16 protein-coding genes are annotated in these 17,943 nt (G+C 39.4%); 7 read left to right on the top strand and 9 right to left on the bottom strand.

The window, feature by feature from the left end:
* Window positions 1-378 precede the first annotated feature (378 nt).
* Both AC3WR0_RS12270 and AC3WR0_RS12265 read left to right on the top strand, forming a co-directional pair.
* Window positions 379-2,136 carry an ABC transporter ATP-binding protein gene (locus tag AC3WR0_RS12270; RefSeq protein WP_492552586.1) on the top strand — a complete coding sequence of 586 codons (1,758 nt, stop codon included), beginning with the start codon at window positions 379-381 and terminating at the stop codon, window positions 2,134-2,136.
* Complete coding sequence (locus AC3WR0_RS12265; protein WP_492552585.1) at window positions 2,133-4,136, top strand: ABC transporter ATP-binding protein; 2,004 nt, start codon at window positions 2,133-2,135, stop codon at window positions 4,134-4,136. The genes AC3WR0_RS12270 and AC3WR0_RS12265 overlap by 4 nt, the downstream gene beginning before the upstream one ends.
* A 242-nt stretch (window positions 4,137-4,378) precedes the next feature.
* Here AC3WR0_RS12265 and AC3WR0_RS12260 read toward each other — a convergent pair whose 3' ends face one another.
* Complete coding sequence (locus AC3WR0_RS12260; RefSeq protein WP_492552584.1) at window positions 4,379-4,999, bottom strand: NAD(P)-dependent oxidoreductase; 621 nt, start codon at window positions 4,997-4,999, stop codon at window positions 4,379-4,381.
* Between the two features lie 308 nt (window positions 5,000-5,307).
* On the opposite strand from AC3WR0_RS12260, the gene fumC reads away from it, so the two are divergent.
* On the top strand, window positions 5,308-6,687 hold the full coding sequence (fumC, locus tag AC3WR0_RS12255; RefSeq protein WP_492552583.1) for a class II fumarate hydratase: 1,380 nt from the start codon (window positions 5,308-5,310) through the stop codon (window positions 6,685-6,687).
* Between the two features lie 83 nt (window positions 6,688-6,770).
* Here fumC and AC3WR0_RS12250 read toward each other — a convergent pair whose 3' ends face one another.
* Entirely contained in the window at window positions 6,771-6,992 is a 222-nt protein-coding gene (locus tag AC3WR0_RS12250; protein WP_027322815.1) for an alpha/beta-type small acid-soluble spore protein, read from the bottom strand.
* 323 nt (window positions 6,993-7,315) lie between these two features.
* Between AC3WR0_RS12250 and AC3WR0_RS12245 the strand changes: the two genes are divergently transcribed.
* Window positions 7,316-7,558 (top strand): hypothetical protein, encoded by a 243-nt coding sequence (locus AC3WR0_RS12245; protein WP_492552582.1) that lies wholly within the window; start codon window positions 7,316-7,318, stop codon window positions 7,556-7,558.
* Window positions 7,559-7,823: 265 nt separating this feature from the next.
* Here the strand turns inward: AC3WR0_RS12245 and AC3WR0_RS12240 are convergent, their stop codons facing one another.
* Both AC3WR0_RS12240 and AC3WR0_RS12235 read right to left on the bottom strand, forming a co-directional pair.
* Complete coding sequence (locus AC3WR0_RS12240; protein ID WP_492552581.1) at window positions 7,824-8,936, bottom strand: ABC transporter ATP-binding protein; 1,113 nt, start codon at window positions 8,934-8,936, stop codon at window positions 7,824-7,826.
* A gap of 108 nt (window positions 8,937-9,044) precedes the next feature.
* Window positions 9,045-9,947: a PucR family transcriptional regulator gene (locus tag AC3WR0_RS12235; protein ID WP_492552580.1), complete on the bottom strand. Its 903-nt coding sequence runs from the start codon at window positions 9,945-9,947 to the stop codon at window positions 9,045-9,047.
* A gap of 216 nt (window positions 9,948-10,163) precedes the next feature.
* Here AC3WR0_RS12235 and AC3WR0_RS12230 point away from each other — a divergent pair, with 216 nt between their 5' ends.
* Window positions 10,164-10,424: a metal-sensitive transcriptional regulator gene (locus AC3WR0_RS12230; protein ID WP_166028054.1), complete on the top strand. Its 261-nt coding sequence runs from the start codon at window positions 10,164-10,166 to the stop codon at window positions 10,422-10,424.
* 120 nt (window positions 10,425-10,544) lie between these two features.
* Here AC3WR0_RS12230 and AC3WR0_RS12225 read toward each other — a convergent pair whose 3' ends face one another.
* The 5 genes from AC3WR0_RS12225 to AC3WR0_RS12205 form a co-directional block, all read right to left on the bottom strand.
* Window positions 10,545-10,763 carry a YheE family protein gene (locus tag AC3WR0_RS12225; protein WP_492552579.1) on the bottom strand — a complete coding sequence of 73 codons (219 nt, stop codon included), beginning with the start codon at window positions 10,761-10,763 and terminating at the stop codon, window positions 10,545-10,547.
* 64 nt (window positions 10,764-10,827) lie between these two features.
* On the bottom strand, window positions 10,828-12,003 hold the full coding sequence (locus AC3WR0_RS12220) for a YheC/YheD family endospore coat-associated protein (protein WP_492552578.1): 1,176 nt from the start codon (window positions 12,001-12,003) through the stop codon (window positions 10,828-10,830).
* Complete coding sequence (locus AC3WR0_RS12215) at window positions 12,000-13,364, bottom strand: YheC/YheD family endospore coat-associated protein (RefSeq protein ID WP_492552577.1); 1,365 nt, start codon at window positions 13,362-13,364, stop codon at window positions 12,000-12,002. Before AC3WR0_RS12215 ends, AC3WR0_RS12220 begins: the two co-directional genes overlap by 4 nt.
* On the bottom strand, window positions 13,342-14,451 hold the full coding sequence (locus AC3WR0_RS12210; RefSeq protein WP_492552576.1) for a YheC/YheD family endospore coat-associated protein: 1,110 nt from the start codon (window positions 14,449-14,451) through the stop codon (window positions 13,342-13,344). Before AC3WR0_RS12210 ends, AC3WR0_RS12215 begins: the two co-directional genes overlap by 23 nt.
* A gap of 3 nt (window positions 14,452-14,454) precedes the next feature.
* On the bottom strand, window positions 14,455-15,837 hold the full coding sequence (locus AC3WR0_RS12205) for a YheC/YheD family endospore coat-associated protein (protein ID WP_492552575.1): 1,383 nt from the start codon (window positions 15,835-15,837) through the stop codon (window positions 14,455-14,457).
* A gap of 469 nt (window positions 15,838-16,306) precedes the next feature.
* On the opposite strand from AC3WR0_RS12205, the gene AC3WR0_RS12200 reads away from it, so the two are divergent.
* Both AC3WR0_RS12200 and AC3WR0_RS12195 read left to right on the top strand, forming a co-directional pair.
* Window positions 16,307-16,660, top strand: a complete 354-nt coding sequence (locus AC3WR0_RS12200) for a YlbF/YmcA family competence regulator (RefSeq protein ID WP_492552574.1) — start codon at window positions 16,307-16,309, stop codon at window positions 16,658-16,660.
* Window positions 16,661-17,015: 355 nt separating this feature from the next.
* On the top strand, window positions 17,016-17,885 hold the full coding sequence (locus tag AC3WR0_RS12195; protein ID WP_492552573.1) for a Cof-type HAD-IIB family hydrolase: 870 nt from the start codon (window positions 17,016-17,018) through the stop codon (window positions 17,883-17,885).
* Window positions 17,886-17,943 lie beyond the last annotated feature (58 nt).

Genomic DNA, 17,943 nt, shown 5'->3' with positions numbered 1-17,943 from the left:
AAATGCTTTGCATTTCGTGTATCCTTTATCTCAGTCGAAAGTGGGCCCCAGTCCATACGTCGCTGAACGGGCGCTTACGCTTTTCTAATTTTTCTGGGTTAATGTTTTGGATAATCTGATCATAGTTCCTGTGGAGACCCCCGGGACAGGGAATATCACATGAAGAAAAGCTCAGCTTTTCGAGGGAGTGGCGATTTAGCCTTTCATCTTCTGATCAGGGCGCTTACGTTTTTTGTTTTGGAGACAATTGGTTCATTCCAATTCTCAATAAAATTTAGGAGGATACGTCATGTACAATTTTACGGAAGTTCGGCTTGCTCATCTTGAGGGAGATCTCGATGGCGGATAGTTAAGGACACCTAAGGAGGAGATATTAATATGTTTTCAGTTTTAAAGAAGTTAGGCTGGTTTTTTAAAGAAAATTGGAAAAGATACGTTTTGGCTGTTTCCTTATTAATTCTGGTTGGAATTCTGGATGTAATTCCCCCGAAATTAATCGGATCAGCAATTGATGATATTCACTTTGGAAGGATGTCCAATGAGAAAATCATTCATTATCTCGAATACCTGTTTTTAATAATGGTTTTTTCGTACGGAATTACTTATGTATGGATGTATAACCTATTTGGCGGTGCTTTTCTGGTAGAAAGAAAGCTTCGTTCGCAATTCATGGGGCACTTATTAAAAATGACTCCCTCCTTTTATGAAAAAAACAGGACGGGAGATTTAATGGCAAGGGCAACAAACGATTTAAAAGCCATTTCTAATACGGCAGGGTTTGGGATTCTTACCTTAATTGATTCCTCCGTTTGGATGATGACATTACTGTTCACTATGGGGTTTTTTATCAGCTGGAAATTGACTATAGCTTCAATCCTTCCTTTGCCTATAATGGCGTTACTGATGAAAGTTTATGGAAAAAGAATTCACGCCCGTTTTATGGAAGCACAAGATGCTTTTGGTGACCTGAACGACCGGGTGCTTGAATCAGTTGCAGGTGTGAGGGTAGTAAGGGCATATGTACAGGAAAAAGCTGAAGAGAAAACGTTTCATGAGCTAACAGAGGATGTTTTTAATAAAAATATTAAAGTGGCAAGAATTGACTCTTTGTTTGACCCGACCGTTAAGATACTTGTCGGCCTAAGCTATTTAATTGGACTTGGATATGGGGCATATCTAGTTTTTCATCAGGATATAACCCTTGGGGGACTTGTGTCTTTTAATGTATATCTAGGAATGCTGATTTGGCCAATGTTTGCGATTGGTGAGTTAATCAATGTCATGCAGCGCGGAAATGCATCTCTTGACCGAGTTCAAGAAACTCTTAATTACAAAGAAGATGTTAAAAGTCCGGAGCAGCCAGTACTGGTTTCATCTCCAGATAATATTAACTTTGATGAGGTTACCTTCCGATATCCTTCCTCAGCGACGGATAACTTGCAAAAAATTAATATTCATCTTAATAAAGGTGAAACATTAGGAATTGTTGGGAAAACGGGCAGTGGCAAAACCACTTTTATAAAACAGCTTTTGAGAGAATATCCGCATGGAAAGGGTGCCGTTTCGATTTCTGATGTACCTATTCAGGACCAGGAGCTGAACCAGGTTCGCGGCTGGATTGGATATGTGCCTCAGGATCATGTTCTTTTTTCAAAAAGTGTAAAAGAGAACATTTTATTTGGCCATAAGAGTGCCACAGAGGAAGAACTCCAAACAGCCATTGATTTATCTGCCTTCCGTAAGGATTTAGAGATACTGCCTGAAGGTCTTGAGACACTGGTAGGAGAAAAAGGAGTTGCACTCTCAGGTGGGCAAAAGCAAAGGATTTCTATCGCCAGAGCGCTAATTAAGGATCCTGAAATCCTGATTTTAGACGATTCCCTCTCAGCGGTTGATGCAAAGACCGAAAAAAGAATCATTGATAATATCAGGGAGGTTCGTCAGGAAAAGACGACTATTATTGTTTCGCACCGGATGTCAGCTGTACAGCATGCCAGCCAAATTATTGTACTGGATGAGGGCAGAATCATTGAAGAGGGAACGCATGAGGAACTGATAGCCCAAAACGGCTGGTATAAAGAACAATTCATGCGTCAGCAAATTGAAGCAAACCAGGAAGAGGAGGTTTCAGCATGAGTACAGGAAAACAATTATTAAGATACGCATTAACTTTTAAAAGAATAATATTTGCGGCCCTAATCATGCTGACCATTTCCGTGGCTGCAGACCTTGCTGGGCCGTTTATTGCCAAAACGGTGATTGACCAGCATATACTTGGCATTGAATCTGTTTGGTATGAAGCGGGAAAAGGGGACAGTACCGTAAAGTTTCATGGAAGCTATTATAAGCGTGAAAAGTATTTTTCGAATAATGAAGAAAAAGGCCAGAGTGCAAGGATACTCCAGGCGGGAAGAAATTTTGTCTTTATTAATAGGGATTTAAAGTTTGATGGCAAACGAAGCTTTAAGGATGGAAAGCTGACCGTTCAGCAGGGGGAAAAAACGGCTGTTTACCGGGCGGCCCAATTATCCCCGGGAGAGGTGCTTGCTTTTTCAAGACCTGAAATACCAATGATTATTAAGCTTTTGGCTATTTATTTTGGACTGTTGGTGGTCTCTTCCATTTTTCAATACGGGCAAAAGCTCTGGCTGCAGACATCCGCCAACCGCATTATTCAAAAAATGAGGGAGGACATCTTTAGCCATATTCAGAGGCTCCCAATAAAATATTTTGATAATCTTCCGGCAGGTAAAGTTGTTTCCAGGATAACAAATGATACAGAGGCCATTCGGGAGCTTTACGTTACCGTACTGGCAACCTTTTTTACAAGTGTTATTTATATCGCCGGAATCTATATTGCTCTTTTTATCCTTAATGTTAAATTGGCTGCCATTTGCCTTCTCCTGCTGCCGATTCTATATGGCTGGATGATTGTATACAGGAAGTATGCATCCAAGTATAATCAGGTCATTCGTTCGCGTATAAGTGATATAAACGCTACTGTAAACGAATCCATTCAGGGTATGAATATTATTCAAGCATTCGGCACAGAGAAAGAAACGCAGCAGGAGTTCGAAAAGCTTAACAAGGAGCATTTTGTGTACCAAAATAAGATGCTGAATCTAAATTCAATGACCTCACATAACCTTGTAGGTGTATTGAGGAACCTTATTTTCCTAGCGTTTATTTGGTATTTTGGTGCTCAATCGCTTCAAGCAGATGCAGCTATTTCACTCGGTATGCTGTATGCCTTTATTGACTATATCAACCGATTGTTTCAGCCTGTCCAGGGAATCGTGAATCAGCTTGCAAATCTTGAGCAGGCTATCGTGGCAGGCGAAAGGGTATTTAAGCTAATGAATGAACCTGGGGAGGATGTAAGTGAAGAAACTATTCCTCGGTATAAGGGCAATGTTGTTTTTAACGATGTATCCTTCGGCTACAAAAACGATGAATATGTTTTAAAGAATATAAATTTTGAAGCGAATCATGGTCAAACCGTTGCACTGGTTGGGCATACGGGCTCAGGAAAAAGTTCGATTATGAATTTGCTGTTCCGCTTTTACGAAAGCAATAAAGGAAAAATAACCATTGACGGAAAAGACATTACAAGCCTGCCCCGCCAAGTGATACGGAAGCATATGGGCATTGTTTTGCAGGATCCTTATTTATTCACAGGAACCATTGCTTCCAATGTGAGCCTGAACGATCCTTTTGTCACTCGAGAAAAGGTAGAAAAAGCACTGAAGGACGTTGGGGCTGAAAAAGTATTCAGGAATTTGGAGAATGGGTACGATGAGCCAGTTATAGAAAAAGGCAGCACTCTTTCAAGTGGGCAGCGACAGCTCATTTCCTTTGCAAGGGCGCTTGCCTTTGATCCAGCTATTCTAATTCTGGATGAAGCAACCTCTAATATTGATACAGAAACAGAGGCTATTATTCAAGAAGCTATGGATGTTCTTAAAAAGGGCAGAACCACCTTCATTATTGCCCACCGCTTGTCGACCATAAGAAATGCTGACCTTATTCTGGTTCTTGATCGCGGAAAAATAGTGGAGCAGGGTAACCATGAACAATTGATGGAACATCGCGGCAGATACTACCAAATGTATCAATTACAGCATAAAGCAGGATAAATAGTAGAGCCGGCCCCCTAGGTCAAGGGGGGCAGGCTTTTTTAGCTGATCAGAGTTTATATCCATAAATCCTGAACGCATCATCCAAAGTTATTTGAGGCATTGAAAAAAATTTGAGGTTCTTTCTATAACCGTTTTTCCCTTACTACAACGAGTTTCGGTCACATGAAGCAAGATCTTACGTGACCATTTTTCCTTGATTCAGCATTTTTAGGGAATGAATTTGGTCAATAAAGCAGGTATCAATAGGTCAAACCCACCCTGCAATTCAAAAATTCATTAGAAAAAAGCTGGCTGTACGTAAAGTCAGCCGTATCAAAAATAGAAATTGAAGAAGGATTAACTGGAAGCATGTCTTTTTTGAACCGGTAAGAGCCTATTCTTTCCCCGACTGGTAAATAAGTAGGGCAAACAACAGTCCATATTAATCCTGAATCCTTTAATAGTAAATATGCCTGTAAATGGTCTTCAGCATCTCTTGTGCTTTTCCTTCTTGATTCTGAGGATTGAAAACGGTAGAGAGCAGGCTCAGAACGTGCCTGTAAAATTCCGGCTGTTCCTAGTGTAATGATTCTTTTTATGCCCTGCTCTTTTATTGATTTGATAATCAAAGGCATTGACTGTGACAGGGTTTGATTCCCCCCGGTATTTAGAGCACTAATTACAACATCTGTATTGGCCATAGCATCTGATAAATCCTCAGCATTTAGGACAGAGCCGGGAAGCACGGTTAAATTCCCCTTCGACCCTATAATTTTAGATGGGTCACGAACTAGGGCATGTACAGAATGGTTTTCCTTTAACGCATTTTCTAAAATAATGGAGCCAACCCGCCCTGTGGCTCCTAAAAGGCAAATGTTCAATTAATATTCACTTCCTTGTCACTAAATTGAAACAATCTAGGCTGATGGGAATTTTATTTGTATGTTACGTTTGTTAGTGTGTCACTAGTTAATAAAACAGGGGGAGAGTGCGATGACAGATTTTTCTGTTACACTTGGCATTGGCAGCATCATGATACTTGTTTATTATATCGGATATATGGTCGCGAAACACTAAACTGCAAACAATCGTTTGCAGTTTTTTTCATAATATATACATTAAAAGAGGTTAAAAAGGGAAAAGGAAAAAGTGGATATTCAAAAGTCTGTACATATTAAGGAGGATTTTAATGGCAGAGTTTAGAGTCGAACGGGATACACTTGGAGAAGTCCGGGTACCTGCGGATAAGTTTTGGGGAGCTCAGACGCAGAGGAGCAAGGAAAACTTTAAAATTGGAATAGAAAAAATGCCAAAAGAAGTAGTTTATTCTTTGGCGTATATCAAAAAGGCCGCAGCAATTGTAAATCATCGTTCGGGCAAGCTGAAAGAAGAGAAAATGAAAGTAATCACTGAAGTTTGTGATGAGATTATAGCAGGCAAATATGACGAACATTTTCCGCTAGCTGTTTGGCAAACTGGAAGCGGAACCCAAACGAATATGAATGTAAATGAAGTTGTTGCCAATCAGGCAAATGAAATCTTAAAAGGGCAGGGAAGTTCTGAAATCATTCACCCAAATGATGATGTAAATATGTCGCAAAGCTCTAATGATACATTTCCTTCTGCCATGCATATTGCAGCTTATAAACTAGTAGTCGAAGATCTTATTCCTGCGTTAAATGAATTAAAGAAAACATTCACTGTAAAAGAAAAAGCTTATGATAAGGTAATAAAAATAGGCAGAACACATCTTCAGGATGCTACTCCTTTAACGCTGGGACAGGAAATCAGCGGATGGAAGGCTATGCTCGAAAAAAATGAAAAAATGATTGGGGAAGCTGTATGCCATCTCCTTGATCTGGCCCTTGGCGGTACGGCCGTTGGTACAGGAATTAATGCCAGTCCTGTTTTTGGGAAAGAAGCGGCATCAGTCATTGCTGAAAACACCGGCCATCCATTCCGAACTTCCCAAAATAAATTCCAGGCATTAACCAGCCATAATGAGATTGTCCATGTCCATGGCGCATTAAAAGCATTAGCGGCAGATCTAATGAAGATTGCAAACGATGTTCGGTGGCTTTCCAGTGGCCCCCGCAGTGGAATAGGAGAGTTGAAGATCCCATCAAATGAACCTGGAAGTTCAATAATGCCAGGCAAGGTTAATCCAACGCAGAGTGAAGCAATGACAATGATTGCCTGTCAGGTATTTGGTAATGATACAACCATTGCATTTGCTGCGAGCCAGGGCAATTTTGAGTTAAACGTATTTAAACCTGTGATCATTTATAATTTAATCCAATCTATTAGGCTTTTGGCAGATGGGATGACATCATTTAATGAAAACTGCGCGGTAGGAATTGAGGCAAACGAAGAGGTTATTAAGGCACATGTTAATCGATCCCTGATGCTTGTAACAGCCCTAAACCCACATATCGGTTATGAAAAAGCTGCTGCAATTGCTAAGCTGGCCTTTAATGATAATTCAACCTTAAAGGAAGCGGCTATCAAAACTGGATATTTAACTCCAGAAGAATTTGACCAATGGGTTAATCCGGAAAGAATGGTTTAGAAGCCTTTTTGAAAAACTGAAAGCCCCCTCCATAATAGAGGGGGCTTAGCCATTTTATTTAATTGGTGAAAATTTTCCTAGTCTTAGCGGAATCCGCCGCCAAGCTGTTGTTCAGCCATGCTTACAAGACGCTTAGTAATTTCTCCACCTACAGAACCGTTTGCGCGAGAAGTAGTTTCAGCACCCAATTGAACTCCAAATTCTTGAGCAATTTCCATTTTCATGGATTGAAGTGCTTGGTCTGCTCCTGGTACTAGCAATTGATTGGAATTTGAGGAATTGCTTCTAGTTGATTGATTAGCCATCTTGATTCATTCCCTCGTTTCATTTTTTTTTTTTTTATGGCTGGGTTAGCTGGAATTGAACCAGCAGGCAAGTATATTTCTTGCTTACCAAAACCTGGTTTAACCCACCGATAGCAGGGGATGGCGCTTTAAGCCATCTGTAAAAGATGTTAATGTGTTCCTTTGTTAATTCTATTTTGTTTAATTCTTCTATGGATATACAAAAAAAATTAGGTAATTAATTCCTTTTTTGAATTACCTTATGTTTATGACTGAAAGATTTACATAAAGGTAAGTTTAAGATATACACTACGGCATTAAGAAAAAGTGAAAGGAGATATCTTATGGAGGTTTGCCCTTTATGTAATGGATTGAGAGAAGTTCATGTTTCTTGTGGAAATTGCGGAAATGAAATGGCTGATAATGGGAAAGAAATGGATTACTATGATGATTATAGTGCTTACATGCCTACTGATCTTATGAAAATGGAGGATGGTTTCCCTGATACCTATTCGGCCCATAAATGTCCGCACTTATTTACCTGCAGTAAATGTGGTAAAAACGAAACGATTTTAATAAAAGAATAACCCTGCTGAATTGGCAGGGTTATATATTTATGGTTTTTTATATCTAGATAGTGGAGAAGGTTAAAGAACAGCCTTCTCGCTAGCTCATCTTATTTTTTTAGCCCCTGTCAAGTTGACACTTCCGCATCCTTTATCTCAGTCAAAGTGGAGGCTCTCTGAACAAGGAAAGCTTCGAGGAAAAAAGTCAGAAAGGCGATGCCACAGGAAGTGGCATCGCCTTTCATCATAAGCCTTAAGCGCTTAACAGGCACTAACGCATTTCTTATTATTTCTCATTAGTTGGACGAAGACGAAGTTCAGATTCAGCGTCGAAGAAATGAGCTTTATTCATATCAAATGCAAGCTCCATTTTATCTCCAGGCTGGATATCTGTGCGGGAATCTACGCGAGCTACAAAGTCCTGGCCGCCAAAGTTAGAATAAATCATGGTTTCAGCACCAGTCAGTTCAGATACATCAATGTTAGCTAGGATTTTGGAACCTGCAGAAGCATCAATGAAGATTGGCTCATCATGGATATCTTCAGGACGTACGCCTAGAACGATTGGTTTGCCTACATAACCTTGCTCGCGAAGATATTTCATTTTTCCTTCTGGAACAGCAACAGATTCATTGCCAATAACGAATTTGCCGTCTTGAAGAGTTCCGCTAAAGAAGTTCATTGCAGGTGAGCCGATGAATCCGCCAACGAATACATTTTCTGGCTTTTCATAAACCTCTTTAGGTGAACCAACCTGCTGGATAAGACCATCCTTCATAACAACAAGGCGAGTAGCCATTGTCATAGCTTCAGTCTGGTCATGTGTTACATAGATAGTAGTAGTTTGAAGGCGTCTGTGTAATTTTGCAATTTCAGCACGCATTTGTACACGAAGCTTTGCATCAAGATTGGAGAGCGGCTCGTCCATTAAGAATACTTTTGCATCACGTACGATGGCACGTCCAAGGGCAACACGCTGGCGCTGACCACCGGACAGAGCCTTTGGCTTACGGTCAAGATATGGTTCCAAACCAAGAATTTTAGCAGCATTTTTTACACGTTGGTCAATTTCAGCTTTAGGGAACTTACGAAGCTTTAAACCAAAAGCCATGTTATCATAAACGCTCATATGAGGATAGAGTGCATAGTTTTGGAATACCATTGCGATATCACGATCTTTTGGAGCTACATCGTTAACGCGTTTTCCATCAATAGAAAAATCACCTTTTGAAATTTCTTCCAAGCCAGCAATCATACGAAGAGTAGTAGATTTACCACAGCCGGAAGGGCCAACGAAAACGATAAATTCTTTGTCTTCGATATGAAGATTAAAATCACTAACTGCAGTTACTTTATTATCATAAATTTTATAAATGTGATCGAGTTTTAATTCAGCCATTTATAACAGCCTCCAATATTTTGTGTATATTTGTAGTGTATAAAAAAAAGCCCATTAACGTAATGGACAACATGCACAAATATGTAAGGGCTTTTTTTAGGCACTATGTTATAGTCCTTCGGGAATTGCAAAAAGCTGACAGGCTAGATAAACAGTAAAAGCACCATTAAAGTCTTTTAATTGTATCCCTGTTTTTTCAGTGAATTTCTCCAAACGATATTGGAGAGTATTCCGGTGAATGTACAATTTTTTTGCAGTCAGACTTGCATTTGAATTATTCTCAAGAAAAACCAGAATGGTTGAGAACATTTCAGGGTCTTCATTAAAAGCTCCGGAAAGGGTGGAGAACAATTCCTGTTTAATCTTTTCAGGTAAATGGAAAGCCACGTAGGAAGGAAAAATACGTTCATAGGTGAAAGTAGATAATCTGCCGGGAATATATCGTGAAAAAGAAAAATATTCTTTTTCCTCCTGCAGGAAAACCCGAACCTGGGTATCCATTTCATGGTATTTTCCTAAATAGAAGGTGGTTTTCACGTAAAAATCCGTTTCAAGCGTTTCTGACATTGCCTCGAATTCTTTTTCCGTCATGATGATTTTCCCTTTTTTTTCAATGATAATTCCTGTATGATCATTTTCCCAAAGAACAATAACATCTTCCGAACAAAATCCTTTAATTGCTGATTCCAATTCAGGCTGATCAAATACCTCACCGCTAATATGAAATTGGATAAAGCGAATTTGAGAACCGCTAGGATGTGCCGGTGGCTCGCCGCCTAAAAACAAATACTCGTTCCAGCTTTTTGTGATAGGAGGAAGGGTGGCATCATCACTAAAAGTATAAAGTGTTTTAAGAAGCAAAAGTTCTTTTTTTCCTATTTCCTTCTTTGGAATAGCAACCCACTCTTTATGGTCTTCATCATAGAACAAATGATGGTCGTTAAAGGAAACGTCTGGGGGAGCTGCTGAGAATAATGCATTGGGATATAAGGATAGGATTTTTTTTAACATGATTAGTTCCTCATTTTTAGCCGTATAGTATTTTAAAAGGAATTGAAAGAGTGTATGTTATTTTTGTTAAACCTTTCGTGTCTATTATAACAGTTGAAACATAGGGAAAAAAATAATACCATAAAGCATTATGCACAGTTAAAGTTAGGAAAATGAGCTTGATAAATGTATAATTAAAAGGATAAGGAGGTCGTGTTCGTGGCAGAGATTCAGCATTTGGAATATTCACAAGAAATGAAGAACCGTTTGAAGCGCATTGAAGGACAGGTACGTGGAGTTATCAGAATGATGGAAGAAGATAAACATTGCAAGGATGTTGTAACGCAATTGTCGGCCGTCCGTTCAGCTGTTGATCGCGCTATTGGATATATTGTGGCTAAAAACCTGGAGTCTTGTATCATAGAAGCAAAAAGTGAAGGTGTTTCCGCAGAAGATGCTATTCAGGAAGCAGTAAATATGATTGTAAAAAGCCGATAATCAGGCTAACCATTAAACAGTTCAAAAGCTGGCCTCAGGGACCAGCTTTTTGTTTTTAAAGAAGTACCAATGATTCTTCTTTTGACCGTTCGGGGAACTTTTGCATTTACCCTTTATTGATCATCTTTGGTTATCATAGACGTGGAACAGCATTAATTCATGAAGCTGTTTTATTAAATCGGCTTCGTCCTCTTTTTCTGGATTAACTCCAGCCCATTCCACACTTCCATCTTGATGATAAATACCTGAAAAATTTTGTCTTTTAAAGTAAAAAGAAAATTGCCAGCCTGGCATATTTTTGTTTTCAAATAAAGATTTAAATTGAAAATGTGACAGCATGATGATCATCTCCCTGTGCCCATTTTACCTTTTCTGCCGCCACACGTGAACTTTTTTCTGCTAGTTAAGAAATTATCTGCGATTGGAAAAACAATCGGCATAGATTCTTTATTCTTTTTTTCTCGATTTCCTGTTCATCAAAGCTCATCGGTTTAGAATTTATTTCAAACAAATAATAGTTTCCCTTACTGCTTACTCCTGCGTCTATTGAAAACTCACCAAAAAATCCCCAATGATCTGTCAGCCATTTGCCGGCTTCTTCAACCACAGTTTTTATAAATTGGTCATGTTCCTTTGTCCTAATTTCTTCATAAGGCCTTATACTGCCTCCGTGTGGTACATGGGTGGTGATATCCTGAACAGACGATTGCCTGATTCCAACACCGGTTACTTCATAACCAGAAAAATTAGCATGAGCCAGTATTCTGAAGTCGCAACGCTGTCCACCAAGAGATACAGGATTGATCGCCTCCTGGCCAAAGTACTTTCGAGATTGCAGAAGAGCTCCCCATTGATCCCAAAACTCTTCAATATCCAGGAAAGTTTCCTTATGTCTGCAGCTTCGGAAGAGGAGGCATTCCTTGCTGTATTCAAGTTTATAAAGTCCTTTTCCACTTGCTGATTCAGGGGACTTTAAATATATGGAATTATATTTATTCAATAAGGATTCAATACTGTTTTTATTCTCTATTGAAATAGTGTCAGGAAGGAAATCCTTTAGAATGGGATGTTCCTGGAGAAGGAGGTAGAGCTGGAATTTATTAATAAACCCTGGATTGAAAAATGGAATGTTTTTGTCCTTTAGAAGTTCGAGAAGTTGTTTATAATCACTTTCCTTTTCATTTCGGCGAAAAGGTATCCGGTTGTAGACAATGTCGGGAAGCGGAACAAGGGCCGGTTTCCAAGCCTTTTGATCAGGTGAGTAGATGAAGCCTTTTATCTTATTATTTCTGATATCTCCAGCTGTAAATACAAAACTGCAGCCTTTTAACCGTAAAAGCTCCTCTTGTATTCTAATAAAGAGAGAGCCATTTCCCGCCAGGGTATTATCTGTCTTTCTTCCTGTCAAAATACCAACTAAAGGTCCGGCGTGCTGATCCTTTTCACTTAAATCAAGACAGAAGGAGCCAGGGCTTATGAACCTTCGTTGAGTCAATAACTCTCTCGTTCCCCCAAATGAAATAGCTTCCTCTCCGGTGTGGAACCAGCCTGACTCGCTATTACTATAATAAATTTTCATTTGAAAATTTCCTCAGGATAATAAATGGATTGTTCTGTAAGATAGATAGCAAAAGCAATTGATAGTTTCCTAGTCAGCAAGTCAAAACCTTTAAGCTCCGGATGGCTAAAAATAGATCTTCCAGGTTTTGAATTTGCTTCAAAAAGCCAAACCTTCCCGTCACGGTCCACTCCCAGGTCAAAGCCAATTTCGCCGATAATTCCTTCCATGTTTTTTTCAAGAGACCTGCTTAAAAGAAGAGCAGCTTCGGAGAGATTTTTGCATAAATCCCTGCTTTCGGCAGGTGGGAAGATTTCCTCAGGGGTTTTAATGACTCCTCCATTTTTTAAATGAGTGGTCACACTTCCTGGCCCGGCAATTTTAGCAGCTATCGCTGTTACTTTCCAAAAGCCCTTATCATCTTTGTTTGTATGAACCCTGAAATCAATTTTTCTCTGTTCATTTTTAATAAGGCTGATTCCTTGTTGAACAAGCATGCTGTTCAGGCGTTTACCTTCAAAAACAGTATTAAAAAGTCCATCCAGAGTTGCAAACTTCCTTAGCCTGTTTACACCGTCACTGTCGTTATACCTGCAATAGTAAGACTCCTCCTGGTCATCAAAAATAATTTGGTGAATTCCCAGGCCTAGGCTTCCATTTATAGGCTTCAGGTAGAGGTGACTGTGCATAGCCAGCAGTTCTCTTACTTGTGATACAGAGGAGAAAGCTTGGGTTTCGGGTAAATACTCTCTTACAGTTCGGTCCTGAACAAGGCCATTGAATACATCCAGTTTATTAAAGAACCCAGGATTATACCACGGAATAAGATAGTCGTTTTGAAGTCTTTCTTTTACTTTACGAAGGATCGAGTTATTCTCCGTTCTTCGATTAGGCAAGCGGTCGTAAATAACATTTGGGAAGGGAACTTCGTGGATTTCCCAGCCATTTTCGTGATAAAAGAATCCTTTTATCAGACCGCGATCCCAGTCAATATGCTGTTCTCCAAAAACAAATGGCAGTGCTCCCACCATTTGTTTTACAGAGAGAAGCTTTGAAAAGAAAAGAGATCTTTCACCAATAGGTCTAATGGAAAATGGCGTAAATCCAGCTGTGAAAATTCCAACAAGCGGGCCAATAAATAGGGTTTGGTTTTCAATAAAAACATGAAGAGGGATTTTATAGTCAGGAAAATAAAGCATCTCGGCTACATTTTTTCCAAAAACAAATTTCTCTTTCCTTTCAGGATGAGAAATAAAATTTACTTCTATTGACTGAGATCCGAATGTAAGTTTTTTAATATTACGTCCTTCTAAAAGAGAAGGAGGACAATAGACAGCTGTCTGATTGGAATCCGAGATTTCAATGAGATAACGTTTTCGCATGATAGGGTTTCCTTTCCTTAAGGCCGCTGCCAGAAATATAACTGCCATATAATAAAGGAGCCTGATAAAGTGTCTCCTTCAATTCCTCATGTAATTTTAAAATAACCTTCCTTCCCGGTTTTGAGTTTACATCAAGGATCCAAACAGAACCATTTTTTGCTACGCCAATATCAATGCCTAATTCAAATAGTGGTAAGAACTCTTTTTCAAGCAAAAGGGGAAGATGCTGGATAATATAATCTATTTCAGTACTAATATATTCCCAGTCATGGGCAGGAAGTGTTTCAATCCAGTGATTATAATCTACGAGACGTCCGCCGGCACTTAAATTGGAAAGCAATCCCCCTGTGTTTCCTATCCTTATCCCGCGGCCCCGTTCTGACCAATTTCCATTCTCATCTTTTTGCAGAAATAACCTAACATCAAAGGGCTCCAGATCTTTATTGGAAAGCTCCAAATAGGGCTGAAGCAGATATTTTCGGCTTTCCAGCAGCTGATCAAGCCAATGTACAAGCTTAGTTTCATTAGGGAATATTCGGGAAATGATCTTCTTTTGTTTTTCGGTTTTGACATGGAAATTCCGGTCGTTTTTCTTCACATAATAAATTCCATAACCCTGAGAGCCATTTATTGGCTTTAAGATCAGCTTTTCCTGCCTTTTCAGTCTCTCTAATACCATGTCGGAATTGATGGCCTCGAGAGAAGGGGGCAGATATGGCGCTAAAAGGGTATTGGACAGAGCGCTATAAAGTTCAAGCTTGTTGGGAAGGCCATATCCCAGAAAGGTAATATCGCTTCTGCTTTTTAGCCATGCAACGATTGAAATACACTGTTTGGAATGCTCATCATCTCCGTAAAAACAGCGATCATAGAGGAGTTCAGGTAAAGGGAATTCGCACTCCTGCCAGGATTGTATTTCCGATTCATACTTAAGTCCATTCACCTGGTGTGTCACGGGATTTATTTTGGAAGGTATAAAACGGAAGCAATCGAGTCCGTTTAATGCTGCCCGGCTGGCTATTTGATTAATATAGTCCGCCTCACTTCCAAGATTTAATGAGATAATACCAAAGGCTGATTTATTCATTCATTATTCCTCCTTTTCGGATAAAGCTTCAAAAGCCAGCTTTGTGCAATATTTAATGATAGATCTAGCAGAGGGCCGAATCTTTTTCTCGGGTTCTTCAAAATTTTTCGAGGGCTTTGAATTGACCTCTATGAGCCACAGGTTTCCCGCCATATCAACCCCGATATCTACACCTAATTCCCCAGTTAATCCCGCAGTTTTGCTGCTTAAGATACCTGCTATTTCGATGGATAACTCCTTCATTAATGATATAATTTCCCGGGCAGTGTCCCGGCTGAAAATAGGAGAAAGTGCAGCCAAAGGCTTCATTATTTCCCCGCCGCGGGCAATGTTTGACACAAATTGCTTTTCACTGGAGATTCTGGCCACAAGAGAAGTGACCTCCCATAGTTCCTGAAAATTCTTATGGCACAGTACCCTGAAATCCATCGTTCGTGAATGATAAGAGGTAAGTGAAATGCCTTTTTGTACTATATAAATTTTATTATTGATCATTTGTTTTAAGTGCTCATAGACAGCTTCTTGTGATTCTTTTTTAATAAACTTGTCTGTCATGGAGGTAAGAGAGCTTTGTATGTTAAAAATCTTATCTTCCTTTGATATCTTTAGAATTCTCCTGCCCTGGCTGCCATGAACAGGTTTAACGAAGACGGTATCGTGCTGGCTGAGCATGTTAACCAGGTTTTCGCCTGAGAGTATTTTTGTTTCAGGCAGGTAAGGATGCATAAAATCTTCCTGTACCAGGAGGTTATAAACCTCCCATTTTGAGAGAAAACGGTCATTAAAAAAGGGGATTTTCAAGGAATTAATACATTTGTAAAAAGACAGAAAGATTTTATGATATTCAAGTTTCCGGGAATGTATTCTGTTATAGATCACATCCGGGAGAGGAAAACTTCCTAATACCCATTTTCCGTCTTTATGGTAATAACCTTTAATACCTGTTTCAGAAAAACCCTCAAGTGAAAAAACAAAGAAAAATCCCCCGGTTTCTTTGATGCCATGATGGAGTTCTTCGCAAAAGGCGTGGATAGACCGGAAGTTAGGTTCTTTGTTTTCATTGATTTCAAAATCTGTTAAAAGCCCAATGATAGGCCCAACATGGATGGTATTATTATTTGGTGTATATTTGGCGAGATATCTTCCATCTAGTTCAGGAAGCGCAAAGGTTTCGAAAAGCTTTTTGGGGATTTGGATCTCCCCGGGAGACAGGTCAGCTGATTGGACCAAAACTTCTTTTGAACAGGAACCAATCTTGAATTGGATTATAGTATTGGACTTGAGACTCCATTTTCTTAAAACCTTGCGGCAAATTTTGGCGGTGGCTTCCTCTTCAGGGGTATGGCAAGTTTCAATAATTGTTACAGAAGATAATGATAAAACCATAAACACTCCCCATTTGCCCGCTGCCATGGCACGATTTAAAATTAAAAAACGCCTAGCTAAAAATGGGCTAAAGCTGATATAGCATCGTATGAAATATATGCAAAATTCGTGAGTTAAACTTGGGTAAGGTAGATGAATATGACTATTTTTTTATCATTTTATTCATGATGGCGATTGGAGCTTTAATTGGAGGATTTACCAACCACTTAGCGATAAAAATGCGGTTCCGTCCGTACAATCCAATTTATAGAGGTAAATGGCGAGTTACCTTTACTTGAATCCATAATTTTTGGCATAATCAGCAGTAAATTAAAAATGCTTACACCGGGGGCATTATTGGGTGGGAGGATTAATCGTCATTTTCCAAGGGATCTTTGCTGTGTTTTTCAGCTAAGTAGGCACATGCTCGCTTTTGGGTGCATAGTTTGTTATAGTTGAAAGGAATTGCCGATAAAAAGGAGTGTTTATAATGGCAGTAAACCTATATGACGCCGCACATGAATTAGAAAAACTCATCCGTCAAAGCGATGAATATAAAAGTCTAAAAAATATGTATGATGCAGTAAATTCAGATCCACAGGCAAGGATTATGTTTGATAACTTCCGTCAAATTCAAATGAATCTGCAGCAAAAACAAATGATGGGGCAGGAAATCAGCCCTCAGGAAGTCGATCAGGCCCAAAAGACAGTGACGCTTGTTCAGCAAAATCCAAAAATTGCTGGCCTTATGCAGGCTGAGCAGAGAATGGGAATGGTTATTGGCGAACTGAACCAGCTTATTATGAAGCCCCTTGAGGATTTATACGGAGTTCAGCAAAGATAGTTTGGAATAAAGAGAAGATCTGGCCGAGGAGCCAGATCTTTTTTCTTTGTTTTACAATACTGTTGTTTGTAAGGGAACCTTTGACCCTTCTTGAAATGCATTTGCCTTTCCTTGGGTAAGTACTAATTCTAGGAAGCTAGTTCAATGTTATGAGGAAAACCGACTGGCAAAACCCCACAGCGAGATACAGCGAAGACTTGACAGTTCGTCCGCGGAAAGAGAGGGGGCTCCCTAATTTTTTAAAATAGGCAATATTTATTTTGTTTTAGTGAGGGAGTGGACTGCTGTTCTATTACAAAAGAAATCGTCATACAAGTGATATAGGGACATTTCACCATGAATAGGGGGCAGCCTAATGATTTATCGCATGCTTGCTTTAAATATTGACGGAACGCTGCTGCAAAGCAATGGAAAACTTCATAAATCAACAAAGGAAGCCATTGAATATGTGCAGCAAAAGGGTATATATGTTACCCTTGTTACCTCAAGGAGTTTTCCTTCTGCAAGAAAAGTTGCCAGGGCATTAAAGCTAAAGTCCCTGCTGGTCTCTCATCAGGGAGCCTATATTGCAAGTGCCCAGGAAAAACCGTTCTTTGTTAAAAGAATTGCTGAGGATATCACCTATGATACGGTCCGCTTTCTAGAAGGCTTTCCTTGCCAGATACGTTTAGTGCATGAACAATTTTCTCTTGCAAACAAGCAAAAGATCAATAACGATCTGCTGGTAAAAACAGTCTTTACAACAGGTGACCCTGTTTTTTATTCACAGCAATTTGTTGATTCAGTAAGCGAATCATTGACCGAAAACCCAGTGTCACCACCCAAAATAGAAGTGTATTTTGAAGAGGAAGAAGATCTTCAGGATTCAGTAAAAGCATTAAAAAGCATGTTTACAGAAATAGAGTTAATTAAAATTAGTCCAGTTAGGCTTGATATTGTTCCCGCTGGCATTTCAAAATTAAGCGGTCTCGCATTTCTTTGTGACCATCTTGGCATCAGCCAAAGTGAAATGGTAGTTATCGGAGACAGTAACGATGACATAACCATGATTAAAGCTGCAGGTTTGGGAGTAGCTATGGGAAATGCACCTTATGAGGTTAAGAAGGCGGCTGACTGGATAACAAGATCAGAAAATGAACATGGTGTAAGCTATATGGTGAAAGAACACTTTCGAAAGCAGCAGCCTATAGATTTTTTAAAGAAAATGAAGATTATAAAAAAGTGATCAAGTGAAAAGCATCCTGATTATCTCTGGGATGCTTTTTGGTATTTATGACATGAAA

This window comes from Neobacillus sp. FW104-15D2, from assembly GCF_058790155.1.
The sequence above is the reverse complement of the archived record's forward strand: the minus strand, read 5'-3'. Positions and strand labels throughout refer to the sequence as shown.